General features: G+C 59.9%; 17 protein-coding genes. 5 read left to right on the top strand and 12 right to left on the bottom strand.

The window, feature by feature from the left end; genetic code table 11:
• Nucleotides 1-68: 68 nt before the first annotated feature.
• From ACFFT4_RS12030 to ACFFT4_RS12000, 7 genes are all read right to left on the bottom strand, one after another.
• Entirely contained in the window at nt 69-2,306 is a 2,238-nt protein-coding gene (locus ACFFT4_RS12030; protein ID WP_378047903.1) for a hypothetical protein, read from the bottom strand.
• Entirely contained in the window at nt 2,284-2,601 is a 318-nt protein-coding gene (locus ACFFT4_RS12025; protein ID WP_378047901.1) for a hypothetical protein, read from the bottom strand. Before ACFFT4_RS12025 ends, ACFFT4_RS12030 begins: the two co-directional genes overlap by 23 nt.
• Nucleotides 2,594-3,139 carry a sigma-70 family RNA polymerase sigma factor gene (locus tag ACFFT4_RS12020; protein ID WP_378047900.1) on the bottom strand — a complete coding sequence of 182 codons (546 nt, stop codon included), beginning with the start codon at nt 3,137-3,139 and terminating at the stop codon, nt 2,594-2,596. Before ACFFT4_RS12020 ends, ACFFT4_RS12025 begins: the two co-directional genes overlap by 8 nt.
• A 229-nt stretch (nt 3,140-3,368) precedes the next feature.
• Nucleotides 3,369-4,121: a stalk domain-containing protein gene (locus ACFFT4_RS12015; RefSeq protein WP_378047899.1), complete on the bottom strand. Its 753-nt coding sequence runs from the start codon at nt 4,119-4,121 to the stop codon at nt 3,369-3,371.
• 134 nt (nt 4,122-4,255) lie between these two features.
• Nucleotides 4,256-6,310: a LuxR C-terminal-related transcriptional regulator gene (locus tag ACFFT4_RS12010; RefSeq protein ID WP_378047897.1), complete on the bottom strand. Its 2,055-nt coding sequence runs from the start codon at nt 6,308-6,310 to the stop codon at nt 4,256-4,258.
• A gap of 101 nt (nt 6,311-6,411) precedes the next feature.
• Nucleotides 6,412-7,092 carry a queuosine precursor transporter gene (locus tag ACFFT4_RS12005; RefSeq protein ID WP_378047894.1) on the bottom strand — a complete coding sequence of 227 codons (681 nt, stop codon included), beginning with the start codon at nt 7,090-7,092 and terminating at the stop codon, nt 6,412-6,414.
• A 269-nt stretch (nt 7,093-7,361) separates the two neighbouring features.
• Nucleotides 7,362-8,819 (bottom strand): DHA2 family efflux MFS transporter permease subunit, encoded by a 1,458-nt coding sequence (locus ACFFT4_RS12000; protein ID WP_378047892.1) that lies wholly within the window; start codon nt 8,817-8,819, stop codon nt 7,362-7,364.
• Between the two features lie 118 nt (nt 8,820-8,937).
• Here ACFFT4_RS12000 and ACFFT4_RS11995 point away from each other — a divergent pair, with 118 nt between their 5' ends.
• Nucleotides 8,938-9,513, top strand: coding sequence for a PadR family transcriptional regulator (locus tag ACFFT4_RS11995; protein WP_378047890.1), 576 nt, complete (start codon nt 8,938-8,940; stop codon nt 9,511-9,513).
• A 177-nt stretch (nt 9,514-9,690) separates the two neighbouring features.
• Here ACFFT4_RS11995 and ACFFT4_RS11990 read toward each other — a convergent pair whose 3' ends face one another.
• A complete protein-coding gene (locus ACFFT4_RS11990) occupies nt 9,691-10,224 on the bottom strand; it encodes a DoxX family membrane protein (protein WP_378047889.1) in 534 nt (177 codons plus the stop codon).
• Between the two features lie 218 nt (nt 10,225-10,442).
• Here ACFFT4_RS11990 and ACFFT4_RS11985 point away from each other — a divergent pair, with 218 nt between their 5' ends.
• Nucleotides 10,443-11,471: a YpdA family putative bacillithiol disulfide reductase gene (locus ACFFT4_RS11985; protein WP_378047887.1), complete on the top strand. Its 1,029-nt coding sequence runs from the start codon at nt 10,443-10,445 to the stop codon at nt 11,469-11,471.
• Nucleotides 11,472-11,543: 72 nt separating this feature from the next.
• On the opposite strand, the gene ACFFT4_RS11980 is transcribed toward ACFFT4_RS11985, so the two are convergent.
• Entirely contained in the window at nt 11,544-14,507 is a 2,964-nt protein-coding gene (locus ACFFT4_RS11980; RefSeq protein WP_378047926.1) for a family 78 glycoside hydrolase catalytic domain, read from the bottom strand.
• A 216-nt stretch (nt 14,508-14,723) separates the two neighbouring features.
• Here ACFFT4_RS11980 and ACFFT4_RS11975 point away from each other — a divergent pair, with 216 nt between their 5' ends.
• Nucleotides 14,724-15,620 carry a helix-turn-helix transcriptional regulator gene (locus ACFFT4_RS11975; RefSeq protein ID WP_378047885.1) on the top strand — a complete coding sequence of 299 codons (897 nt, stop codon included), beginning with the start codon at nt 14,724-14,726 and terminating at the stop codon, nt 15,618-15,620.
• Between the two features lie 784 nt (nt 15,621-16,404).
• Here the strand turns inward: ACFFT4_RS11975 and ACFFT4_RS11970 are convergent.
• From ACFFT4_RS11970 to ACFFT4_RS11960, 3 genes are read right to left on the bottom strand one after another with little or no spacing between them, the layout of a single operon-like run.
• Nucleotides 16,405-17,403: a PAS domain-containing sensor histidine kinase gene (locus ACFFT4_RS11970; RefSeq protein WP_378047924.1), complete on the bottom strand. Its 999-nt coding sequence runs from the start codon at nt 17,401-17,403 to the stop codon at nt 16,405-16,407.
• A 43-nt stretch (nt 17,404-17,446) separates the two neighbouring features.
• Nucleotides 17,447-18,106, bottom strand: a complete 660-nt coding sequence (locus ACFFT4_RS11965; RefSeq protein WP_378047884.1) for a response regulator — start codon at nt 18,104-18,106, stop codon at nt 17,447-17,449.
• Nucleotides 18,107-18,134: 28 nt separating this feature from the next.
• Entirely contained in the window at nt 18,135-18,563 is a 429-nt protein-coding gene (locus tag ACFFT4_RS11960; RefSeq protein ID WP_378047883.1) for a GAF domain-containing protein, read from the bottom strand.
• An 853-nt stretch (nt 18,564-19,416) separates the two neighbouring features.
• On the opposite strand from ACFFT4_RS11960, the gene ACFFT4_RS11955 reads away from it, so the two are divergent.
• Both ACFFT4_RS11955 and ACFFT4_RS11950 read left to right on the top strand, forming a co-directional pair.
• Complete coding sequence (locus ACFFT4_RS11955; RefSeq protein ID WP_378047881.1) at nt 19,417-20,187, top strand: Crp/Fnr family transcriptional regulator; 771 nt, start codon at nt 19,417-19,419, stop codon at nt 20,185-20,187.
• A 216-nt stretch (nt 20,188-20,403) separates the two neighbouring features.
• Nucleotides 20,404-22,389 carry a sensor histidine kinase gene (locus ACFFT4_RS11950; protein ID WP_378047879.1) on the top strand — a complete coding sequence of 662 codons (1,986 nt, stop codon included), beginning with the start codon at nt 20,404-20,406 and terminating at the stop codon, nt 22,387-22,389.

Below are 22,389 nucleotides of genomic sequence, written 5' to 3'. Positions count from 1 at the left end.
GCTTGGGGCGGGCGTTTCTTCCCAGGGAAGCGAATTTGCGTTTTTTGTCCTTCCAGTCGGGATTCGAGTCAATCGACCTTGCGCAGCGCGGCTATAAAATCTCGGATCGCCGGCGCTTCGACGGCGTCCATCGCTTGCGAATTCCCATCGAGGTACGCTTCCAGCGCGCTCTTCAGCAGCCTGCCGTAAGCCTCCTTATCCGCTTCGCTCTCGGCCGCCAGAGCTTCGACCAGCTTCCTCCAATCGGGCGTTCCGCTCTTGTAGGGCGCTCTCTCCGGATACGCCGCCGCGAGCTCGGCGACCTTTCCGAACGATGCGCCGGCATACAGCTCCGCCGCCAAATAGGAGCCGACGAAGCGGTGCGACCGATCGCGCTCCAATGCTTCGCGGAACTGGACGATCGCCTCCTCCGTCCGTCTCGCCTTCATTAGAAATGCCGCGTATCGGGACTGCGAGTAGCCGTTCGTTTTCCCCCCGCCCGCCTCCAGATCCCGCTCGTAATACGCCTCCGCCTTGCCCCGATCGCCGAGCTTGTCGTAATGGTCGAACAGCTCGAAGAGAATGTTCCGGTTGCCGGGAGCAAGCTGCAGCAGCGCCTCCAAATACGGAACGGCCTGCGTTCGCGGTTCTTCGGATCTGGCCAAGGAGGCCTGCGCGCCGTAGATGCGAGCGATCATATTCAGACTGTGGCGGTCGCGCGAATCGGCTTCGTACGCCCGCTTATATTCCGCCAATGCCTCGTCCAGCCGGCCGTCCAGCATCAGCCGATCGGCGGCGGTTAGCGTTCTTTCCTTCAGGTAGAAAAAAGGCAGCGCGCCCATCGTCTCCTCGTTTAACCGGTAACCGTTGCTTCTGGTGATCAGCCGGTCGTCATTATCGTACGCCTCCACGTACCACGAGTACCGGAGATCCGGGTTCGAGAAGCCGAGGACGGATGTGGGGTCGAGCTCGAGCTTGCCATCTGCGTCCCGGTAGGAGTAGGCGGCCGTCGTCTCGTAGATCTCCTCGGCGGACAGTTCGATCTCGCTCTGCGCGATTCCTTGCCGAATCGCCATGCTGGACGTTCCGCCCTCGATCGGAATCGTTCCGTACAGCGTATAGGAAGACGCCCCCTCGACCGGCTCCCAAGCAAATTTTACAGTCGGCCCGGTCAGCTCCGCCTCGTCCACAGGCTGCTTGACGTCGATCAGCGGCCGCAGCACGGCGTTCTCCGTCAGCGTATCTCCGCCTCCGACGACAATCCAGTCGTCGTTCATCGTCGGCCAAGTCCAACCGTCGATCTGGTCGAACAGCAGTCCGAGGTACAGCTGGTAAGCGCCCGGAATGACATTGTTGAATTCGTAGCGCCCCTGGGCGTCCGTAAGAATCTGATACGGCTCTCCGTCCACGATGCTGTGATGCACGTCGCTCTCTCTGCGGAGGAACACCCCCACGCGCGCCATCGGCGTGCCATCGCTTCGCTTCACCGTCCCGGACACCGTCGCCCCGTTTTCGTCCAGCGCCTTCTCCAACTGCTCCCGCAGCGGCTTCAGCTCCTCCAGCTTGGCCGGAACGATATCCTCCTTGTCCGGCCATTCGGCTTTTAGCTTCGCGACCCGCTCCTCCAACGCCCTCAGCTCCCGCTCGACCGCTTCAAGCGCCTCCTCGCCCCGGCCTTGCCCGACCAGCAGCTTCGCCTTGAGCTGGGTGACCTCGCCGGAGAAATCGAGGTTGACGGACGGGGGCTCGGCCTCCAGCCGTTCGACCAGCCGCATCGCTGATTCCGAATCGCCCAGATCGGCATACAGCTTGGCGCGTTCCAGCGCCAGCTTCGCCCGCCAGCTTCCTCCCCGCTCCTCGGCCTTCTCCAGCACGGCCAGCGCGCGATCGGAGTCGCCTTCCCCCTTGTAATATTGCGCCAATTGATTGGCCGCGCCGAACAGATAGCTATCCGCGGGCCCTTCCGCAACGTATTCCTGCAAATACGGCAGCTTCTCCTCCCAGCTCCAGACCCGACTTTCCCCGCCGTCCTGCGGGGAGATGCTCATCGTCGATCCGGGGCCTGCGTACACGTCGAAGCTGCGCGTCGGCGAAGCCTCGCCGTATCCGATCATATACTCGCGAATCAGCTCCAGCCTCTTGGCCACAGCTGCCCGCTCGATCGCCGCCAGCATCGCCTTCTTGCCGCCCGGAGCCCCTGCCTCGTAATCCTTGACCGCCGCCCGGACCTGAAGCTTCGGGATAACGACGAATTGCAGCAGGGACAGCGCGGCCCCGACAAGCAGGACGGAGACGACGAGATGCTTAACCTTGACCGTCACTTTCAATAGATGCCACCGCCCTCTCGTAATCGTCCTTCCAGTACGTATTGCCTCCGACTTCGACAAGCTGCCTTCCCGTCGACGCGTCGTCGCCGTCGTCCGGGCCGCGCAGCTGGGAAGCGGCGACAACGGCCAGCAGAACGGCAAAGCTCAGGCCGAGCGGCACGACCGGAACCTCGAGCTCCTTGTTCCACAGCGCCAGCAGCCGATCGCGCCAGGAGCGGGGATGAGTCCGCCTCAGTACGTCCTCCTGCCCGCCGAACCGCAGCTCGTCCAGCTCCTCCCGCAGCCTTTTATTCATAGACTCCCGCTCCATCTTCATCCCCCTTCTCCAGCAGCGTTCTCAGCTTCGCCCGTCCTCTGGACAGTCTGGCTTTCACCGTATTCTCATTGCTGCTTAGCTGCTCCGCGATTTCCGCCACGCTTAATTCGTTAAAATAATATAACGCGATGACTTCCCGATATTTGTAATCCAGCTTATGGACCGCCTCGCTTAACCGTTCGGCGCGCCACTCTGCCAGCAGCAGCTCCTCCGGCCCGGGCTCGGTCTCCTCCGCCAAGCTCTCCACGCGCTCGAACGGAAGCAGGCTTCTCCAGCTCCAGGTCCGCATCCTCATCCGGCAGCGGTTGGCGACGATCCGCAGCAGCCAGCTCCGCAGCTTGTCGGGCTGCTTCAGCTGCTCGATCTTGGCGTACGCCTGCACGAACGCGTCCATGACCGCCTCCTCCGCCGTCTGCCGATCCTTGAGCAGCAAATAGGCGGTGCGAAGCATCTCGTCGCCGTAGGCGGCCATCAGCTCGCGAAGCGCGGCTTCGTCCTTGGCGATCAATCTTCTCACGACATCCAGACCGGCTTCCCTCCCTACATCAATAAGATGCGTCCCGGCGCGATCCGGTTGCATTTTCTCATCGCAATCTATTGCAAGCATAATTTTTCGGAGAAGAGAGAACAAATCCTATACCTGAAAAAGCGCCGCTAATCGGCCCAAGTAATCGGACCAGCGGCGCTCTCTGCGCATTCGTTTATTTTATTGCGATTACGGGCTTGCGATCTTCGGCTTCCTAATCTCAGCGCTCTGCCGCAGAGGCACCCGTCTCGTTATCAAAATAAGACGTATCCATGATTCGCGCATAAATATAAGGATTCAGGTTGTGGCTTTGCACGTGGATCTTGATTTTTTCCAGACCCGCTACGTTAAAGACCATCCGGGTCGACGAATCCTCCAGATTTGCCGTATGGGTTTCAAGCGCGGTAAGCGCCGTGTTGCCGGCGGCTTCGCTCGCATTGTACAGCGTAAATTCCACGTCGTGCTCCCCCGGGCTGACAATGGCGGCATCCAGGACAAGACGCTTGTACTTGCGGTCCAGGGTAAAAACAATATCGCCGTACTGATCGATTTTCAGAACCTGCTTGTATGGCTTGTCGTTGACCCGCGTTTCTCCCGGATCCCGCGTCGCAACGACGTAGATGTTGTCGATCTCCATCGGCATGGCGAAGATCGGAGTTTCCGCTCCCGGTTGGTCTCCGATATAAATCTTCTGCGCGGCGGCGTCGAAATTGACCGGCACCTTTAGAGCCTCGGCCACGGCGCGAACCGGCAAATAGTTGACCCCGTTGTAGTAGATCGCCGACATGGGCTTGCCGTTCGCATCTTTGGGCTGCCACGCTTCTCCGTTCAGCACGAACGTCGCGCCCCGGTTAAAAAAAGCCTTGATCGGCTCCAGGTTGGCGGCCGCGTACGCGGACCCGAATGAAGAGGACAGCAGAGCGGCGATGAAAAGCAGGATCAGAACCGGTTTCTTCTTCCGAAATTTGACCATTAATCGAACACATCCTTCCGCAATCGCGATTTCGCTCACAATGCTTTAAGCGTAGCATCGCGCGATAGCGGCGGATATTACCCGAAAGTCGTAAAAAAGTAGCAGAAGAGGGCGTTTCGCAGCCCGGGACGCATTCATCGGCCCGAGGACGGCGGCCGTTCCCCGAGCAGATGGAGCAATTGGGCCCGCTTCTTGACTTGAAGCTTGCCATAAATATTGGAAATATGCTTCTTAACCGTCGCTTCGCTCAGAAACAGCGCATTGGCGATCTCCAGATTGGAGCGGCCCTGGATCAGAAGCTCGACAACCTCCCTCTCTCTCCTGGACAGCAGATTAAATCGCTCGTCCCGATCGTGCCGGTCCTGCGGGATTCCGGCCAAGGCGATCATTTTGTTCAAGTAATCCCGGAGCTTCGTCCCTCTGGTATCCAGCACGAAATACGGCGTGGGCCTGCCGTCGCCGTATTCGTAATGAACGACCTCCTTGACTCGCTCGAATCCGAGGCCGCGAAAGATCGCATGAAAGAACGGAATCGCCGGGGAGGTCGTGACCATCAAGCCGGCCGACAGCATGTATTGGATAAACGTCAGTCCGGCCGCGTGGCACAGCGTCGAATCGGAATAATCGCTCACTTCGATGAACATGACGAAGTACCCGGCCGCCTGTTCCCGCGGAGTCCTCAGCCGTTCAAGCTCGGGCTTGGACAGACTGGAGAAGTAAGCGGAAAAAGGCGGGCGGGCAAGCAGATAGTCCAGCGTCCGTTCGTGAATCGGCACGACCGCCGCCATTCCGCACACCTGACCGCGGGCATCCCGAAGCAGCTTAACGATGCCCGGGTCCAGGCGATAGAGCTCCGTCAGGTTCAAATGGCGATACGGACTGACGCTATCGGAGGCCTTGAGGAAATATTCGAAGCGCTCTCCGGATTCCGGGTCCTGCCCAACGATGCGGACGTCGCGCGCCGAGGCCAGTCTGTTCCCGACGTACCGTTCGGCTTCCGGCCAATTTCCGGGATGCAGAGCCTCGGTCGAACCGCGGACGAACTGTTGATAAAACAAGGTCCGAACCAGGCGGTCGCCGATATAGTACACCCAATCCGCCCGTTCCCACGGTGCGGATTGGCCCGGGGACGTTTTTTTCATAGCGAGATAATAGAAGGTTACGCACCGCTTCCACAGACGATCGTAATGGCCCGGCATCCGCTGACGCAACTCGTAACCGATCGCGTCGCGCAGCATGTCGTGCAGCATCCAGCCGTTGTCGGTTTTGCGAACGAACGAAAACCCGGTCAATTGCAGAAATTGCTCCGTCGGCACCGGCTTCTCCAGAACGAAGCTCAGCAGCTCCTGGTTAAAATGACGCAAGACGGCCGCGGCCTCCACCGCCTCCCGGACGGCGGCATCGGGCACCTCCTTTAACCAAACGTTCACCGCTTGCGCGAAGGCGTTCCCGATCGCGGCGGAAGAATGCGGCGGAACGGCTTGGGCGAGCGTCGTCGACACGAACAGGGACAGCGTCAGCGGATGACCGCGCGTTCTGTTCCATGCTTGGCGAACAAGCTCTTCCCGCTCGATGCCCGATCGGCCCAAATATTGTTTAACGGCCTCGTAGTTCAAGTCCTCCAGCGGCATGCGGACGATCAGCTGCCTCCAGGCCGGCGAGACAAGCCACGGGCCTTGCAGCGGAACTCTTCCGGAGACGACGATCAGTATGTCCGGGCCGAGCTGGGGCAGGAACTGCTCCCGCAGCCAGGCCTCCAGCTCCCCGATCTCCTCGAACGTATCGAGGGCAAGTACCCATTTGCCGTCTCCCGCGGCCTCGCGGATCGCATCCAGACAAATATCCGTCAGCGAACGGACGTCCGTCCGGAGATTGTTCAACCGCTGCTCCGGATAGCGCAGTGAACGCAGCAGCTGCAGGCAAAAGCCGGCGGGGTCGAGCGGCAGCGCGCGGCAATCCGCGAGCAGGAAATCGACTCGGGCCGCCGCGGACAGACGGCGGAATTCGTCCAGCAAATAGCTCTTCCCGACTCCGCCGGTTCCGTAAATATTGATCAGGCTTCCGGCCGAGGGGCCGGCCGCGAGACGTTCGAGAAACAGACGGATTTCCCGCTCCCGCCCCACCAGATATTGCCGCTCCAATCGATCGATCTCTCCGGCAAGCCTATGCTCCCGAATATCCTTCTCCATCGCGATAGGTCACCTCGCCGCTCATCCGTCCTCGGGGCCGGCCGTTCGCCCCGTCGTCTCTTCCGATTTCGCTCCCGAAGCCGGAAACCCTTCTTTACGCCTTAAGCTTCCTTGAATTTAAAGCTGCGGGCCCAATAAATGACCGGAGTCGAAGCGACCGAAATGACAAATTTGAGCAAATAGGTCGTGATCGCGATGTCCGTCCAGACGCCCCAGGAATATTCCCCCGCGAACGCGATCGTGCAGAAAATCAGCGTATCGACCATCTGGCTGACGCCGATGCTGCCGTTGATGCGAATCCACAGCTGATTGCGGGACGGGAACTTCGCCCTCAGCTTGCTGAATATTTTCACGTCGAGAAATTGGCTGACGAAATACGCGGTCAGGCTGCCCAGCGCGATGCGCGGAGCCAGACCGAAGATCGTCTGCAGCGCGGGATCGCCGAAATCCGTCTCCTGCGGCCGGAAGACCAGCGCCATCTGCATGACCGCCGTCGACATCAGCAGGAAGAAAAATCCGAACCAGACCGCCTTCTTCGCTTCCTTCTCTCCGTATTTTTCGTTAATTAAATCCGTCGTCAAATAAATCGTTCCGTACAGCGTGTTGCCCAGCGTCATGACGAATCCGAACATGCCGATCGTCTTCACGACCTGAATGTTGGCGAGAATGACGGCTGCCGCCACCCAGGCGTACAGCCCGTTCTTGCCGAACATCCGGTAGCAGAGCAGGAACAGCGCGAAGTTGACCAGGACGAACAGAACGCCCCACCCGAAATTGAACATAATAAACAGCCTCCTAGTTTTGATAACGCGGGAGTTTGCGAACCGCGGCTTCCATTCGCCGGAAGCATGCGTCAAACGTCTCATTATAGCACGAAAAAGAGGATGCATCTCCTTCCGCTGCTATACGCTCCCGAAACCGGAATGATCCACCCGTGACAGGGGGATTTCAGAAGCGTATGAGGCAGTCTCCAGGAGGCGCATCCGCCTATTGGATCTATCGATTATCCCGAGCAGTTCCGCTTAGAGGGCAGCCCTTTCTTTTCGCCGCCTTAAGCGGCTTTCTTGTCCGGGTACTCTTCCTTGCGCAGCTTGACTTTGCCGACGAACAGGCTGAGCGGCAGCGCCGCGGCGGCGATGAACGTGGCAAGCAGGTAGACGTCGTTAACGCTCATCGTGAACGACATCGCCGAGATGAAGACCTGGTCGGTCTCCCCGGCCTGAACGAACGACGCGCCGTGATGCGCGGATCTCGTGGCGAGCAGCGTCGTGAAGACGGCGATCGCGAACGATCCGAACACGTTGCGGGTCCAGTTCATGATCGCGGACGCGTGGCCCGACAGCTCGCGGGGCAGCAGCTCCATGCCGGCGTTGCTGGACGGCATCATGACGAGCGCGATACCCAGGTTGCGGACGACCATCCAAAACAAAATATAGGCGTGGGACACGTCGAGGCTCAGCCAGCTCAGCGTGACCGTTCCGATCGACAGCAGCACGATGCCGACGAACATGAGCCAGCGCGGACCGATCGAATTGTACAGCTTGCCGACGATCGGCATGACCAGCGCCATCGCCAGCGAAGCCGGCAGCAGGATCAGTCCGGTGTCCATCGCGGACACGTGCTGAATCCGCTGCAGGAAGACGGGCGTCAGGAACGTGCCGGAGTAGAGGCTGATCGTCAGAATGTTGGTAATCACCACGTTGATCGTATATCTCCCGTTGCGGAATACTCGCAAATTCAGCAGCGGCGACTCCGCCGTCAGCTCCCGCCAGATGAACAGCACGAGCATGATCGCGCCGCCGATCAGCAGCGACAGCGTCTGCCACGACCCCCATCCCCACTTGTTCCCTTGCCCCAAGGCAAGCAGCAGCGACGTGCTGCTGACGATAACCGTTACGAAGCCGATCGCATCGAAACTCTTGGGCACGTTCAGCCGATAATAAGGAATATAAGCCGCAACGCACCAGATCGCGATCAAGCCGATCGGCACGTTCATCAGAAACATCCACTGCCAATCGTAATTTTGCAGCAGCCAGCCGCTGAGCGTCGGGCCGAACGCCGGCGCCATCATCGAAGCCAGCCCCCAGAGCGCCATGGCCATCGCCTGTCTCTCGCGCGGAACGATCTGATAGATAAGCGCCATCGTCGAGGGAATGATCAGGCCGCTGAACGCTCCCTGCAGGACGCGGAAGCCGATAAGCGCCGTCTCGTTCCAGGCCGCGGCGCACAGCGCCGAGGACAGCGTAAAGCCGATCAAGGAAAACAAATACAGCCGCTTATAGCTGAACTTCTCTCCCAAATAACCGACGATCGGCGCCGTCGTGCCCATGGCCAGCATGAAGCCGGTCAGCGTCCAGGTGACGGTATCCAGACTGGTCTGAAAATGATCCTTCAAAATTTCCAGAGCGATGTTGATCGTGCTCGAAGCCAGAATACATAGAAACGATCCGATAAAAATTGCAACCATTACGGGAATGAAACGTATTTCTTGATTATTGCGCTCTTCCATGATCCGATCTCCGCGCCTCCGATGAACTCTATGTATTTTTTTACATAATTGCTGGCAAGGACATAATAATAACGCCAAACCCTTGAACTGTCAAAGTATGCGATCTGGAGGACCCCTCATGAATACGTTGGCCTACGGCTTGCTGAGCCTGCTCACCCATGTCCCCCTGTCCGGCTACGACCTGACGCAGCGAATACAGCCTTTCTGGCCGGCCAAGCACAGTCAGATTTACCCGCTGCTCGCGCGGCTGGAGAAATACGGCATGGTCTCCTGCGAGCTGGTTCAGCAGAGCGACAAGCCCGACAAGAAGGTATACTCCCTGCAGGAAAAAGGATTCGACGCGCTGCGGGAATGGTTGACCGTTCCGGCTGCCGAGCCGGTTATGCGCGACGAGCTGATGCTGAAAGCCTTCTGCGTTTCCTACGTGGAGCCTGCGGTATCGCGCGATCTGTTCGCGGCCCGCCTGGAGCATTACCGGGCCAAGCTGCTGCGGCTGGAGGACAAAATCCGGGGCGTTCGCCAATTGGCGAACGCGGACGAAGCGGAAACTCCGCCGTACGACTCCCCCTTCTTCGGACCTTATATTATGTTGAACAAAGGTTTAATGGTATGCCGGACGAACATCGAATGGTGCGAGTGGGTGCTGTCGATTATCCCGGGCGGGACATCGGCGACGGCAGATCGCAAGGATTAACGCGGGGAAAACGGGAAGCCGGACGAGGTTAAGGCATCCGGGTCTCCAAAAATCCGGGAACGACGCTCGGGGGCGCATGACGCGCTGCCCGAAGGATGAATCGCGACGCTCGGTAACGCAGCGAAGGCTGCCCTGTTCCCTCCCGGGACGGGCAGCCTTCGCTGCGTTGCTGTCGGTTTACGCCGTGCCGGCATCCACCGGTTTACCTCCTCTTCCGCCGGTCAGCTTCTTCCAGCCGACGCGAATCCACGGAAGAAGGTAATAGTCGAGGCCGAATTTGCCGGCGTTAGCACCGCCGAGGAACACGATAATGCCGAGCAGCGTCAGCCAAGGGTTCGTCGACACCGTGCCGGCGAACAGAAACAGGAAGTTCATCAGAAGCCCGAAGAACGCGGCCGCCGCCGTCAAACCCCCGACGATCAGCCCTACGCCGACAAGAAACTCGCCGACCGGAATCAGAAAGTTGATCAGCTTGACGTTCGGCAGGGCGAAGTGCTCCAGAAATCCCGTATACGTCGGATAGACCGCCGAGTTCGTCGCTTTGTCCATGACCGGGCTCTCTATCGCCTTGGTGAGGAAACCCGATGCGCTAAAGCCCTCTCCAGCCAGTTTATGCCATCCCGCGTCCAGCCATTGCCATCCGAGATAGATCCGAAGCAGAGTCAACGCCGCCGCCGCCCAGACGTTTTCTCTAAGAAACTTGACTACCATAGCCGCCATCTCCCATCGCAGGTTCTCTTCTCCTTACGCCTTCATTATGAAGACCTTTCCCGTTTTTTAATGTGAAAATAATCACAATGTTTCGCCCGGATTGCCCCCAATCTTGAACAATTGGTGACAACCGCGACGCCGGGGAAAGGCGGCGTTTCGAAGGGAGACGTTAGACGTGGTACAATAAGAGGAAAAAAGCACCGGATAGGAGATTCGTTATGAGCGCACAAAATCGCGTACAGCAAGAACAAGCCCTTATTATCGGAGCCGGTCCCTGCGGCTTGTCCGCGGCTCTGGAGCTGCAGGCTGCGGGAATCGAGCCGCTGCTGATCGAGAAGCATGCCGTCGTCCATTCCATCTATCAATATCCGACCTATATGAATTTCTTCAGCACCGCCGAATTGCTGGAGATCGGCGGCATCCCGTTCACGAGTCCGAACGACAAGCCTTCCCGGCGAGAAGCGCTGCAATATTATCGGGACGTGGCGCTGCGGCGGAAGCTGCGCATTCGCGCCTACGAGGAAGCCGTCTCGATCCAGCCGCAGCCGGACGGCTCGTTCCTCGTCGAAACAGCCGACCGCTTCGGAAGCGTGCGCGCGTACAAGACGCGTTACGTTACCGTCGCGACCGGCTACTTCGATCACCCGAACATGCTGGGCATTCCCGGCGAAGAGCTGCCGAAGGTGTCCCATTTCTTCGGCGAAGCCCATCCGTATACCGGCATGAAAGTCGCCATTATCGGCGGCAACAACTCCGCCGTGGACGCGGCGATGGAGCTGCTCCGCGTAGGAGCGGAAATTACCGTCGTATACCGCGGCGATCACTACTCTCCGAGCATCAAGCCCTGGGTGCGGCCGCTGTTCGAGGGCAATGTGAACAAGGGCAACATCCGGATGCTGTTCTCCTCCCAAGTCGTGCGCATCGATCTGGACAGCGTAACGATTCAGCCTGCGGAAGACGGCGCAGCCCCTTATCGGGTCGACAACGATTTCGTGCTGGCGCTGACCGGCTTCCGGCCGGAGCGTACGCTGCTTACCGAGGCCGGGGCGACGGTCGATCCGGATACGACGATCCCGGCCTTCGATCCCGAGACGATGGAGACGAACGTGCCAGGGCTGTTCATCGCCGGCGTAATCGCCGCCGGACGCGAGGCGAACGAAATCTTCATCGAGAGCGGACGGCATCACGGCAAGCTGATCGCGCAGCGGATTCGGATGCTGGAGGAGCAATCTTCTTCCGTCCGATGACCGCTCCTCCGTGCAGAACGCCACGGTCGGAGCCAGCCGGGATCGCCCCGCTGCCCGCTATCGAAGCGCGGCCTACCCTCTGATCAGACGCATCCGCGGCTCGTATCCGTCCGGGGCGACGAGGTCCACTTCGACCCCTTCCGGCGCCCGGACGTCAAGCCGGAACACGCGGCTGCCCGCTTCGTCCTCCATGCGCCAGGCAACGTCGATCCGGCCGCCGCTCGGCAGCGGCACCGCCCCGCGCGCCCACTTCAGATCGCCCGGCTGCGGCGCTACGCGGACGCGGCTCCAGCCGTCGGTTTCCTTGCGGACCCCGAGAACGCAGGCGCCCAGGAAATAACCCGGCGCCGCCGACCAGGCATGGCAATGGCTGCGGGTCAGCATGTTCGGATTCGGGCGATTTTCGACAAAGTTCGGATACATCTCCCAGCACGTCGTCGCTTCGTACTCGATCATCTGTCCGAAATGCTTGCGCATATCGTCGAGCATAATATCGTAGCGGCCGAGAGCGGCCAGCGCCTCGTAATAGAAGAACGCCATAAACGGACTGCCGATTTGCACGAATTCCCGCGGAGGCTCGACCAGATAAGCGGCCAGCCGCTCCTTGCGCGTTCCTTCGGCAATGCCGTTCAAATAGACGACCGCCTGCGTCTGAATGCTGAAAATGTCGGAGCTCCGGCCGTCCGCATGGATGCAGTCGAGATACGCCTGCCGTTCCTCGCTCCACAAAAAAGCGTTGATCGCTTGCGCCAGCGTCTCGGACGCCTCCGCAAACGGAATTCCCCGGTCGGCTTCTCCCGCAAGCTTCGCCAGCTTGGCCGCCGAGCGCAGCGCTCCGACGAACACCGCGTTCTGATGCGTGACGATGCCGTCCCGCGGCTGATCGATCGGCGCCCAGTCCAGCAGGTTCCAGCCGCGATGCCGCAGCAGGCCCCGCTCGTCGATTTTCCGCAAATAATGCTCCAGCGTAAACCGGACCTGCGGCCAAATCCTCCGGGCGAACTCCCGGTCTCCGGTATGCTCGGCGTATTCCAGACAGGCGTTCGCCCAGAAGAACGTCCAGTTCGGAATGACGCTGCTCCAGCCGCTCGGCACCTGGTCGGCGAACAACGGCGTCTGGACGGACGAGCCGGGCACCAGCTCCAGACATCTCTTGACGATGTCGCTTGCGCCGAATACGTAGTAGTTGACCAGCGCTTCGTTGCGGCTGTCTCCGACCCAGAACGTCTGCTCGTAGGCGGGGCAGTCGACGAAAGTATCCTCCATGCACAGGCGGGTCGTATGCTTGCTGATTTCCCAAATGTCGTTAAGCAGCGGATCCGAGCTGTGAAAACGGCCGATTTCGGCGACCGGGAAGTTGCTCTGCACGATTTGCACGCCGATCAGTCTGACCGGACGGCTCGCGTTGCGAACGGTCACCATCAGATAGCGAAGGCCGCGCCGAACCGGCGACTCGTACTTCTGCCAGCCTTCCTTGCTCGCATAACGCAGCGTGTTGTCCAAAATGTACGTGTCCTGCCGCCATCCGTCCCTCATATACTCATAGCCGTAGAAGTCGAGCATCGCCCCCTCCGGCGCGTCCAGCTCGAAGCGAATATAACCCGACCATTCCTTGCCGAAATCGAGCACGAATTCCGTATCGCCGTCCGGGTAGGCAGGCACGGTCGCGGGAAGCGGTCCGGCCATGCATACGGCCTGCAGCTCCATCGGAACGGGGCGGCTCTCCTCGCTTCTCTTCCAGACGCTCTTGCCGAACACCGAATCCGTCGCGACAAGCTCAAGCGGGAACGGCCGGATCCAATCTTCGAGGCTCCGCAGGTCGTCGGCCGAAGCGGCGTCGCGAACCCGCGCGTACGCGTCGAAGCCCTCGAACGCCCCGGCGTCGAGCTCCTTGTTTCCGCCGAACCCCTTATAATCGTCCAACGGAGAGGATTGCTCCTGCTCCTGGTAATCGACGTACGTTCTCGTCGCGAACGGACCGATCAGCGCGAAGGGCGACTCCCCGTCCACGCCCGCGCCGGCAATCGGCGACACGATCTCGAACGGAACGTCGCAATCGATGCCGAAATGCAGTCCCATCCCGTGTTCGGAGCCCAAGGTCTCGAGCCATACGAAATTATCCCCTTGCCTCAGCCGGATCCGCGCGTAGCGTTCGGGAAGCTGCCCCTCCATCTCGCTTGTCTTGAAGCGCTGTCCGTTCAGGCCGAAACCCCGGAACGCTCCGAAGCCGCCGAGAAACCCGAACGTCGCGTCCGCGGCTTCGCTCGCCCGGACGACGAAGGCGACATAACCGGCGAACGCTACGGGATTCGCATGCCCGACGCTGTCCGGCAGCATCGCATTTCGAATGTCGAGGGCGGTCGTCCACGACACGGGCCGCACGCGCTTCAGCGATTCCACCCGAACCGGCCAGACCGGCTCCTCGGTCAGCGAAGGAATGTCGCTCGGCACAAGCTTGGGCCATGGATCGCAGCCGGGCCGGCCGATCGTCCGCGCCGGCTTCCACTGCTCGGCTCCGGTTCCTCCGGTCGTCGTCCAACCGCCGTCCGACAGACGCGCATCGACGCTTTCGGAAAAGCCGAGCTGGCACGACATGCGCGGCGTACGCCGATCGTATCCGGCGTGCTGCGCCGTCTCCCACGAGGCGTCGGTCCCGATTGCGAACGAGCCGCCGCCAGCGAGGCTCGCTTCAAGCTCCGCCAACAGGCCGCCTCTTCCCAAAATATATTGAAACGTCGACAAGCCGTAGCTGATGACGAGAACGGCAATCGTATTCGTCCCTTTGCGGAGCAGATGACCGACCGAATGGGTATTGTAGCTCTGTTCCGCCGGCCACGAACGGACAGGTCCTCTTCCGCACAGCGTCCCGTTGACGAACAGCACGTACCGCGCGTCCGCCGTAATGGCGATTTCAGCCGCGGCGGCGGCTTCCGGCAGCTCGAACTCGCGTCTGTAGCAGCGCCACTCGTTGCGCGCGCCTCCTTCGCCTCCGTCCCCTATCCATTCCGCCCGCCATTTTCGTTGCTCCTGTTTCATTTTCACCGTTTCCCTCCTCGATTGGTAGCCTGCACCCCCTATTCTACTCTGCGAAAACGCTTGCTTTTCAGGTCGATTCGGACTTAAAATAGGGCTGATTCGGACAAAAGCTTGACCGAGAGGCCGATGACCATTCGCCGTTTGGGGGGAATCCGGCAGCCGGCCCCACCGCCGGCGGCGTCCCCAAGCGGAATTCAAAGGAGGCAGCTGCGATCCATGACCGTTCAACGCCCGATTTACGTCACTCCGGGATCGCTGTTTTTCGAGCCGGGGCTTCCGATTCACGTCAATCGCGTCAGCGAATCGTTCCGGCTGCAGGAGCATAAGCACGACTTTATCGAAATTTGCATCGTCGCCGAAGGCGAAGGCGAGCACTATATCGACGGCACTCATTTCAAGGTGACGAAGGGCGATCTGTTTTACATTCCGGTCGGCGTCTCCCATGTCTTCCGTCCGCGCTCCGCTTCGCCGGACCGGCGTCTTATCGTCTATAATTGCGTGTTCGCAAGCGCCTGCCTGGACGATGTTTTTCGCATGCTGCCGCTCGAGCGCAAGCTGCGGGATTTCTTCAGGGGAGCAGAGGAGGAGGGGCGCTGGATCGCGCTGCGGGATTCGGCCGGGGAAGCCCAGTGGACGCTGCAGCGGCTGTTCCTGGATTCGTCGCAGCCGGCGGAGGGCCACTCCGCCCGCCTGTACGCGGGACTGATCGAGCTGCTCGTCTTCGTATACCGGCGCTGCCGCCCAGTCGCTTCGGCTCCCGTCCCGACGGAGGAGGACGGCGTGAACGAGCTGCTTGGCCGCATCGTCCGCGACTGCTCCTCGACGCTTAGAGCCGAGGACATCGCGGGCGAATTGGGCGTCAGCGTCCGGCAGCTGCAGCGGCTCGTCAAGTCGGCCTCCGGCATGTCGCTCACCGAGTTCGTCCAGGAGGCGCGAATCCGGGAAAGCTGCCGGCTGCTGGACGAGTCCGCCAACAAAATCGGCGCAATCGCCGCCGCTGTCGGCTACCAGGATTTGAAGTTTTTCAACCGGCTGTTCAAGCGAAAAACCGGAATGACTCCGCGAGAATACCGCAGGAGAGCCTTCGTCCGCGACGACGATTCCGTGGTTTAGGGGAAATGAGGCCGTTCCCCATGCGGGTCGTCCTCGGGGCGCTTCACGTGCGTGCCTTCTTTAGCGGGATAGGTGCTTATCGAGGGAGGACTTAGCAGGTTTGTTTCATATCATGGCCAGACGTCGGCTTTCGGCGGTGGAGCGCGGTTCTGTCGAGCATCTCAGAGGCCAGGCGGGGCTTTCTGCGCGGAGATAACCGATTTTGTAGAACATCTCGGCCCCAGACCGGACTTTTCGCGTGGAGATAACCGATTTTGTAGAACATCTCCGCCTCAGACCGAGCTTTTCGCGTGGAGATAACCGATTCTGTAGAACATCTCTGCCCCAGACGGGGCTTTTCTCACGGAGATAACCGATTCTGTAGAACATCTCCGCCCCAAACGGGGCTTTTCTCACGGAGATAACCGATTCTGTAGAACATCTCTGCCCCAGACGGGGCTTTTCTCACGGAGATAACCGATTCTGTAGAACATCTCCGCCCCAAACGGGGCTTTTCTCACGGAGATAACCGATTCTGTAGAACATCTCTGCCCCAGACGGGGCTTTTCGCGTGGAGATAACCGATTTTGTAGGACATCGCGGCCTCAGACGGGGCTTTTCGCGTGGGGATAACCGATTCTGTAGAACATCTCCTCCCCAGACGGGACTTTTCTCGCGGCACAAACAAACCCGCCCGCGGCATCCTGAGGAAGGTAAAGACGCTTAGCCGGGGGGCGATTCAGATGAGGATAGCGGATTTAGTACGATTAGAAGATAGAAAAGCTCGCCGAGAAGGCGAGCCTGTTTATTCGCTCGGATGCTGGGGAATGATCAGGGAGACGCGCGTGCCCTCGCCCGGAACGGAGCGGATGCGAAGCTCGCCGCCGATTGCCCGCGCCCGTTCCTCCATGCTGAACAGGCCGACGCCTTCCTTGCTGCCGTCGCGCACGAACCCTTTGCCTTGATCCTCGATGACGATCTCCACATGAGCGCCATTGTCCCGGACGTCGACCGACGCTTCGGAGACATCGGCATACCGGCCGACGTTCGTCAGCGCCTCCTGAATGACGCGGTAGATCGTCGTCTCTTCCTGGATGTTCAGCCGTTTTTTCAAATTCGAGGAGAAAGCGACCTGAATCCCGTAATGCTTCGAATACGTATCCAAATAAGTACGCAGCGCGGGAATGACGCCAAGATCGTCCAGCACCGAAGGCCGCAGCTCCCAGGCCAGCCCCCGGACGTCCGCCATCAGGTTCGCAATCTGCTCCCTGATCTTGTTCAGATGGTCGTACGAGCCGCTGGCGAGAATCGCATCGACGGAAATCAGCAGCGAGAACAGGCTTTGGCCGATCCCGTCGTGCAGATCGCGCGAGAAGCGGCGTCTCTCCTCCTCCTGGATGCGCATCATCTGCGAGAGCAGCAGCTGCAGCTCCTCCTCCGCCTGCTTGAGCGCCGTCACTTCGTGGCGGATGGACAAATATTGATACGGCTTCCCTTCCTCGTTGAGAAAAGGCACGATCGTCGTATCGACCCAGTAGTAGTTTCCGTTTTTGGCGCGATTTTTAATCTCGCCGCGCCATACGTTGCCCGATCCGATCGTCCGCCACAGCTCCTTCATGAACGCCTTGCCGTGGTGGCCCGAATTGATGATCCGGTGGTCCCGGCCCATCAGTTCTTCTCTGGAATAACCGGAAATTTCGCAGAACCTGTCGTTGACGTAATGAATTTTTCCCGTACGGTCGGTCACCGCCACAATCGACGCCTCGTCCAGCGCGTACTTGAGATCGGACAGCTGCTTCAGCATATCCTCGTGCGTCCCGCTGTCCGCCGAGCCGTATTTTCCGTAATCATGCGTCAAAATTCAGCAGTCCCTTCTTCATCGCGAACTTGACCAGATCCGGCCTTGTTTTAAGATTGAGCTTATCCATCAGATTGCTCTTGTGGGACTCGACCGTTTTGACGCTGATGACCAGTTGTTCGGCGATGTCCTTGTTCGTGTAGCCTTGCGCGACTTTGGCGAGAATCTCCCGCTCCCGCTCGGACAGCGATTCGTACGTTCCCGCGTCTCCTCCGCCGTTCTTCAGCTTATCCAAATATTCGCTCATCAGCCGTTTGGTCGCCGTCGGGTGCAAATACGCGTTGCCCTGGGCGACATGACGGATGGCGCTGATCATTTCCTCGTGCGGGGAGCTCTTGAGCAGGTACCCGGAAGCGCCCAGATGAATCGCCCGGAACAAGTATTCCTCGTCGTCGTGCATCGTCAAAATCAATACGGCCGTTCCCGGCAGCAGCTTTTTCAACTCGGCGGTCGTGCTCAGCCCGTCCTTGCCGTGCGGCATGCTGAGGTCCATCAGCACGACGTCGGGGCGGTATTGCTGCGCTTTCACAATCGCTTCCTCGCCTTCGGCCGCTTCCCCGACCACTTCCATATCCTCCTTGGCGCTTAACAGCATCGCCAGGCCGGATCGAACGACGGCATGGTCGTCGACCAGCAAAATCCGGATCATGATCCCGCCTCCTTATGCAGCTATCATATCATATCAAATCGTGAATCCATTCGGCTATCTCCTCCGCCGCTTTCGTCACGGTCTCGCGCTCCGGCGTGCCGTAGCTCCGTTTCGTGCGATCCCCCGCGAGCAGAATGCCGACGATGTCTTGTCCCGCCATAACCGGAGCCGCGTAAGCGGACTGCAGCCGCTCGGTCAGCAGAATGGAGTCGGGACGTTTGCCCGCCGCTCCGCTGTCCCAAACCAGGCCGCGTCCCACCTTGATCACTTCGCCCTCGATTCCCTGCCCGTACCCTACGCTAATATAGGAATACCGATCGTTCAAATTCCCGGACGCCCATCTCCATCTCGCGCTGCGCTCCCTCCGATCGATAACGGCGAGCGCGGCCAGATCGCTGGCCGTCGCCCCTCTAACCCCGTCGAGCATTCCCCGAATACGTGCATCCGTCGTCTGCATAAGCCAGTCCCCCGTTCCTCCCGTTCAGTCTGGTCCTTCTATTATTGTAACTAACGGACCTCTGCTTGTAAGTCAGGGAATCCCCTGATTCGCCGCGGGTGAATCCCCCATCTTTGCGCTAAGGGCCCGCTTTAACGGCCCAAACAGACCGCTAAACCGCTCATCCGCCCCCCGCCACACACATTAACGGTCCAACAGACCGCTAAATCGCCCATTCGCCCCCCATCGCCCACTTTAACGGTCCGACAGACCGCTAAACCGCTCATCCGCCCTCCGCCGCACGCTTTAACGGCCCGGCAGACCGCTAAACCGCTCATCCGCCCCCCGCCGCACACTTTAACGGCCCGGCAGACCGCTAAATCGCTCATCCGCCCCCCGCCACACACTTTAACGGCCCGGCAGACCACTAAACCGCTCATCCGCCCCCCGCCGCACACTTTAACGGCCCGGCAGACCGCTAAACCGCTCATCCGCCCCCCATCGCCCGCTTTAACGGCCCGACAGACCGCTAAACCGCCCATTCGCTCTCCATCGCACACTTTAACGGTCCAGCAGACCGCTAAACCGCTCATTCGCCCTCCACCACACACTTTAACGGTCCAGCAGACCGCTAAACCGCTCATCCGCTCTCCGCCGCACACTTTAACGGCCTGACAGACCGCTCCCCTGCCGCCTTCGACGCTCTCCGACCGCAATAAAATTATCCCCGCGATGGAGCAAAGTCGTTCAAAATGTGATATTCCTCACAGAAAAATAGGGGAATTCCCTTTTCGCATTTCAGCGTATTCCCGGATAACATTCATTTCCTCCGCAAGGTACGATAGAGGTAACAGAACGAGGGGAGATGGCAGCGATGGGCAGCGGCAACGGGCTGGCGATAGCGACAACGAATGAACGGACGGGGGTTCGGGCCTGCCCCGGACATATGGGGATCGCGAATTTCTGCGGACCGAAGCAGTTCGAACGTCTGGAAAGCGTCATGGTTCCCATGCGGGTCCCCGCTGGCGGTTTCCTGTTCTGGGAAGGCGACGAAGCGGAGCATGCATACTACGTTCGCAACGGAAGGGTTAAGCTGCGGAAATCGACCGAGGACGGCAAGGAGTACATTCTGTCGATTTTGCAGGCGGGGGACATGATCTGCGAATTCGCGGCGGGACAGTCGGGCCTTCAATACGCCTTTACCGCGGAAGTGACGGACAACGCCGAGATCGGCGTCATCAGCCGGCACGAGCTGGAAGCGGCGATGCGTCAGGACGGAGAGCTGGCGTTCGGCTTTATGGGCTGGATGGCGTACAACCACCGGGTTACGCAATCGAAATTCCGCGATCTGCTGCTGTTCGGCAAGCCTGGCGCCCTGGCGTCGACCTTGATCCGGCTGAGCAATTCGTTCGGCGTGGCGGAGGCCTACGGCATCCGCATCGATATGAAGCTGACTCACGCGGAGCTGGCCGATTTCATCGGAGCGACGCGCGAGAGCGTGAACCGGATGCTTAACGAGTTCAAGGAAAAGGACATTCTCGATTTCCGTTACGGGAAAATCATCATCCGCAGTCTCAGCGCCTTGCAGCAGGTCTGCCGCTGCAACACGTGTCCGACTTGTCCGGAGGAAATTTGCAGAATCTAACCCAAGAAACAAGGCGCGCTCCCTGACATCAAGCCATTCGGAGTATCGCCGCGGGGCCCGACGCGCCGTCGGTCGTGACGTTCGTCATCGGTTTTGGTCATATCGGTCATGAGATCGCAGGATGGTCCCTCCGCTAGGGGCCATCCTGTGTTAATCTAGAAAAAGAACTCAAGACCGTATGGCGGCGATCCGCCGTCCGAAGGAGTACGTCATTTCATGAGAAGCGGCAAGCTTTCCCTCCTCGTCTGGCTGGTCGTATGCGCGGCGACGCTGGGCCTGATGCTCCCCTCCTTTCTTCTGCCCCCCTCCACTGCGTTCGTGAGCCGCGACGCTCCTATCGCGACCTTGTCGAAATATTGGGAGGTCCATTACGGGCCAAACCAGCCGACGACAGATAGTGACTGGCAGCCGTTCGGACCCGCGGAATGGAGCAAGCTGGAGCGGTATTCGGGCGAGCTGTGGGTGCGCCGCGACCTGCCCGAGCTGCCGTGGCGGGACCCCCATCTCTATATCGGAGGCATGAATCGCTTCGCGGTGTCGCTGGACGGACGCGAGGTTTATCGTTTCCATATGGATGACGATCCGGTATACAACCATTATTTGATGACGCGGCATCCGATCCGTCTGTCTCCGGAGGACGAAGGCAGGAAGCTGACGATCCGCTTCGAGTGGGACCGCCTGAAGTTTCTGGGCGACTCCTGGATTTATGCCGGCAACCCGAACCAGGTGTTCAGCCTGTTCTTTCGCGCGGACGTTCTTCGTTATGTCTACTCGATTATCTGCCTGCTCGCCTTCGCGATCGGTCTTGCGCTGTTTGCCAGACGGAGGGAAAGGCTGATCCTGTGGTTCGCGAGTCTGGCGTTCTGCGCCGGCTGCGGCCTTCTGTTTCTGTGCGTCTCCCTGCAATGGTACGTTAATGTCGGTTCTCTCTATTACTGGAAGGACCTTCTGCTGGCGTTTGGCGTGTATTCGTTCGTCGGACTGTATGCCGAAGTGCTCGGCGCGGCCAGGCGGCTGCCGCTGCGAATCGTCAAAATCGGACTGCTCCTCTATGCGTTCGCCTGCCTGATCGCCGGTCTGAACCGTCCGACGCTCTATTGGAAAATGCTGACCACCGGCTTTCCCTGGCTCGCGCTGCTTGCGGTCGGGGTCGTCACGTTCGCCATCGTCCGGTATCCGTCCGAAGGACAGTCGGCGGGCGAGAGAAGATGGCTGCTCAGAGGGTACGCGGTGCTGGTCGCCGGCGGCCTTGGGCACATCCTCGCCAATTACGCCGCGGAATTGAACCTGCTTTCGTCCGCTTACTCGTACTCTATCCTCGTGCTCACCAATGTGCTGGCGAACGGCCTGTTTCTGTTTATGCTCGGCATGACCATGATTTTGGTTCATCGGGTAAGCCGCGTCTATGTGGAGTCGGAGCGGAACGCCAGGGACCTGCTGGAAAAAAATAACGAGCTGGAGCAGTTCCATCACAATCTGGAACGGTTGGTGGAGAGACGTACGGAACAGCTGGAGGAAGCCAATCGTTTCCTGTCCGTCACGCTGCGCGAGAAGGCGGAGACGCTGGCCGAAGTATCCGTGCTGGAGGAGCGCAACCGGATCGCCCACGAGATGCACGACGTCGTCGGACATACGCTGACCGCGGCGATCGTGCAGCTGGAGGCGAGCAAAAAAATAGCCGAACGGGAGGACAAGCTCCCGCTCGGCAAGCTGGACACCGTCGGCGGTCTCGTGCGCAAAGGTCTCGACGACATTCGCAAAACGGTGCGCAGGCTCAAAAACGAGAAAATACCGGACAAGCTGGAGGACGCCCTGCGCGAGCTGATTCGCGAAACGATCGAGACGATGGAGGTGGAGATCGAAGCGGAAATCGTGATTCCGCTGCCGCTGGGCAAGCCGGCCGAACAGGTCGTCTACCATGCGCTGCAGGAGGGACTGACGAACGGCATCCGGCATGCGCAGTGCAGCAGATTTCGCTATTCGCTGCTTCCTGTCGGCGACGCGTTGGAAATTCGGCTGTGGAACGACGGGAAGCCGTTCGCCGATGCGAGGCCCGGCTTCGGCCTGACCGCGATGACGGAGCGTATCCATCTGCTCGGCGGCGCTCTCTCCGTCCGTTCGTCCGAGAATGCCGACGGAGAACCGATGGGCTGCGAGCTCGCCATCACGCTTCCCCTGCCGGAGCCGAACGCCGCGGGTTAA

The organism is Cohnella cellulosilytica (assembly GCF_042431195.1).
In the GTDB taxonomy this organism is placed as follows: Bacteria; Bacillota; Bacilli; order Paenibacillales; family Paenibacillaceae; genus Cohnella; species Cohnella cellulosilytica.
Note: the sequence above shows the minus strand (reverse complement) of the source record. Positions and strands in the feature narration are given on the sequence as shown.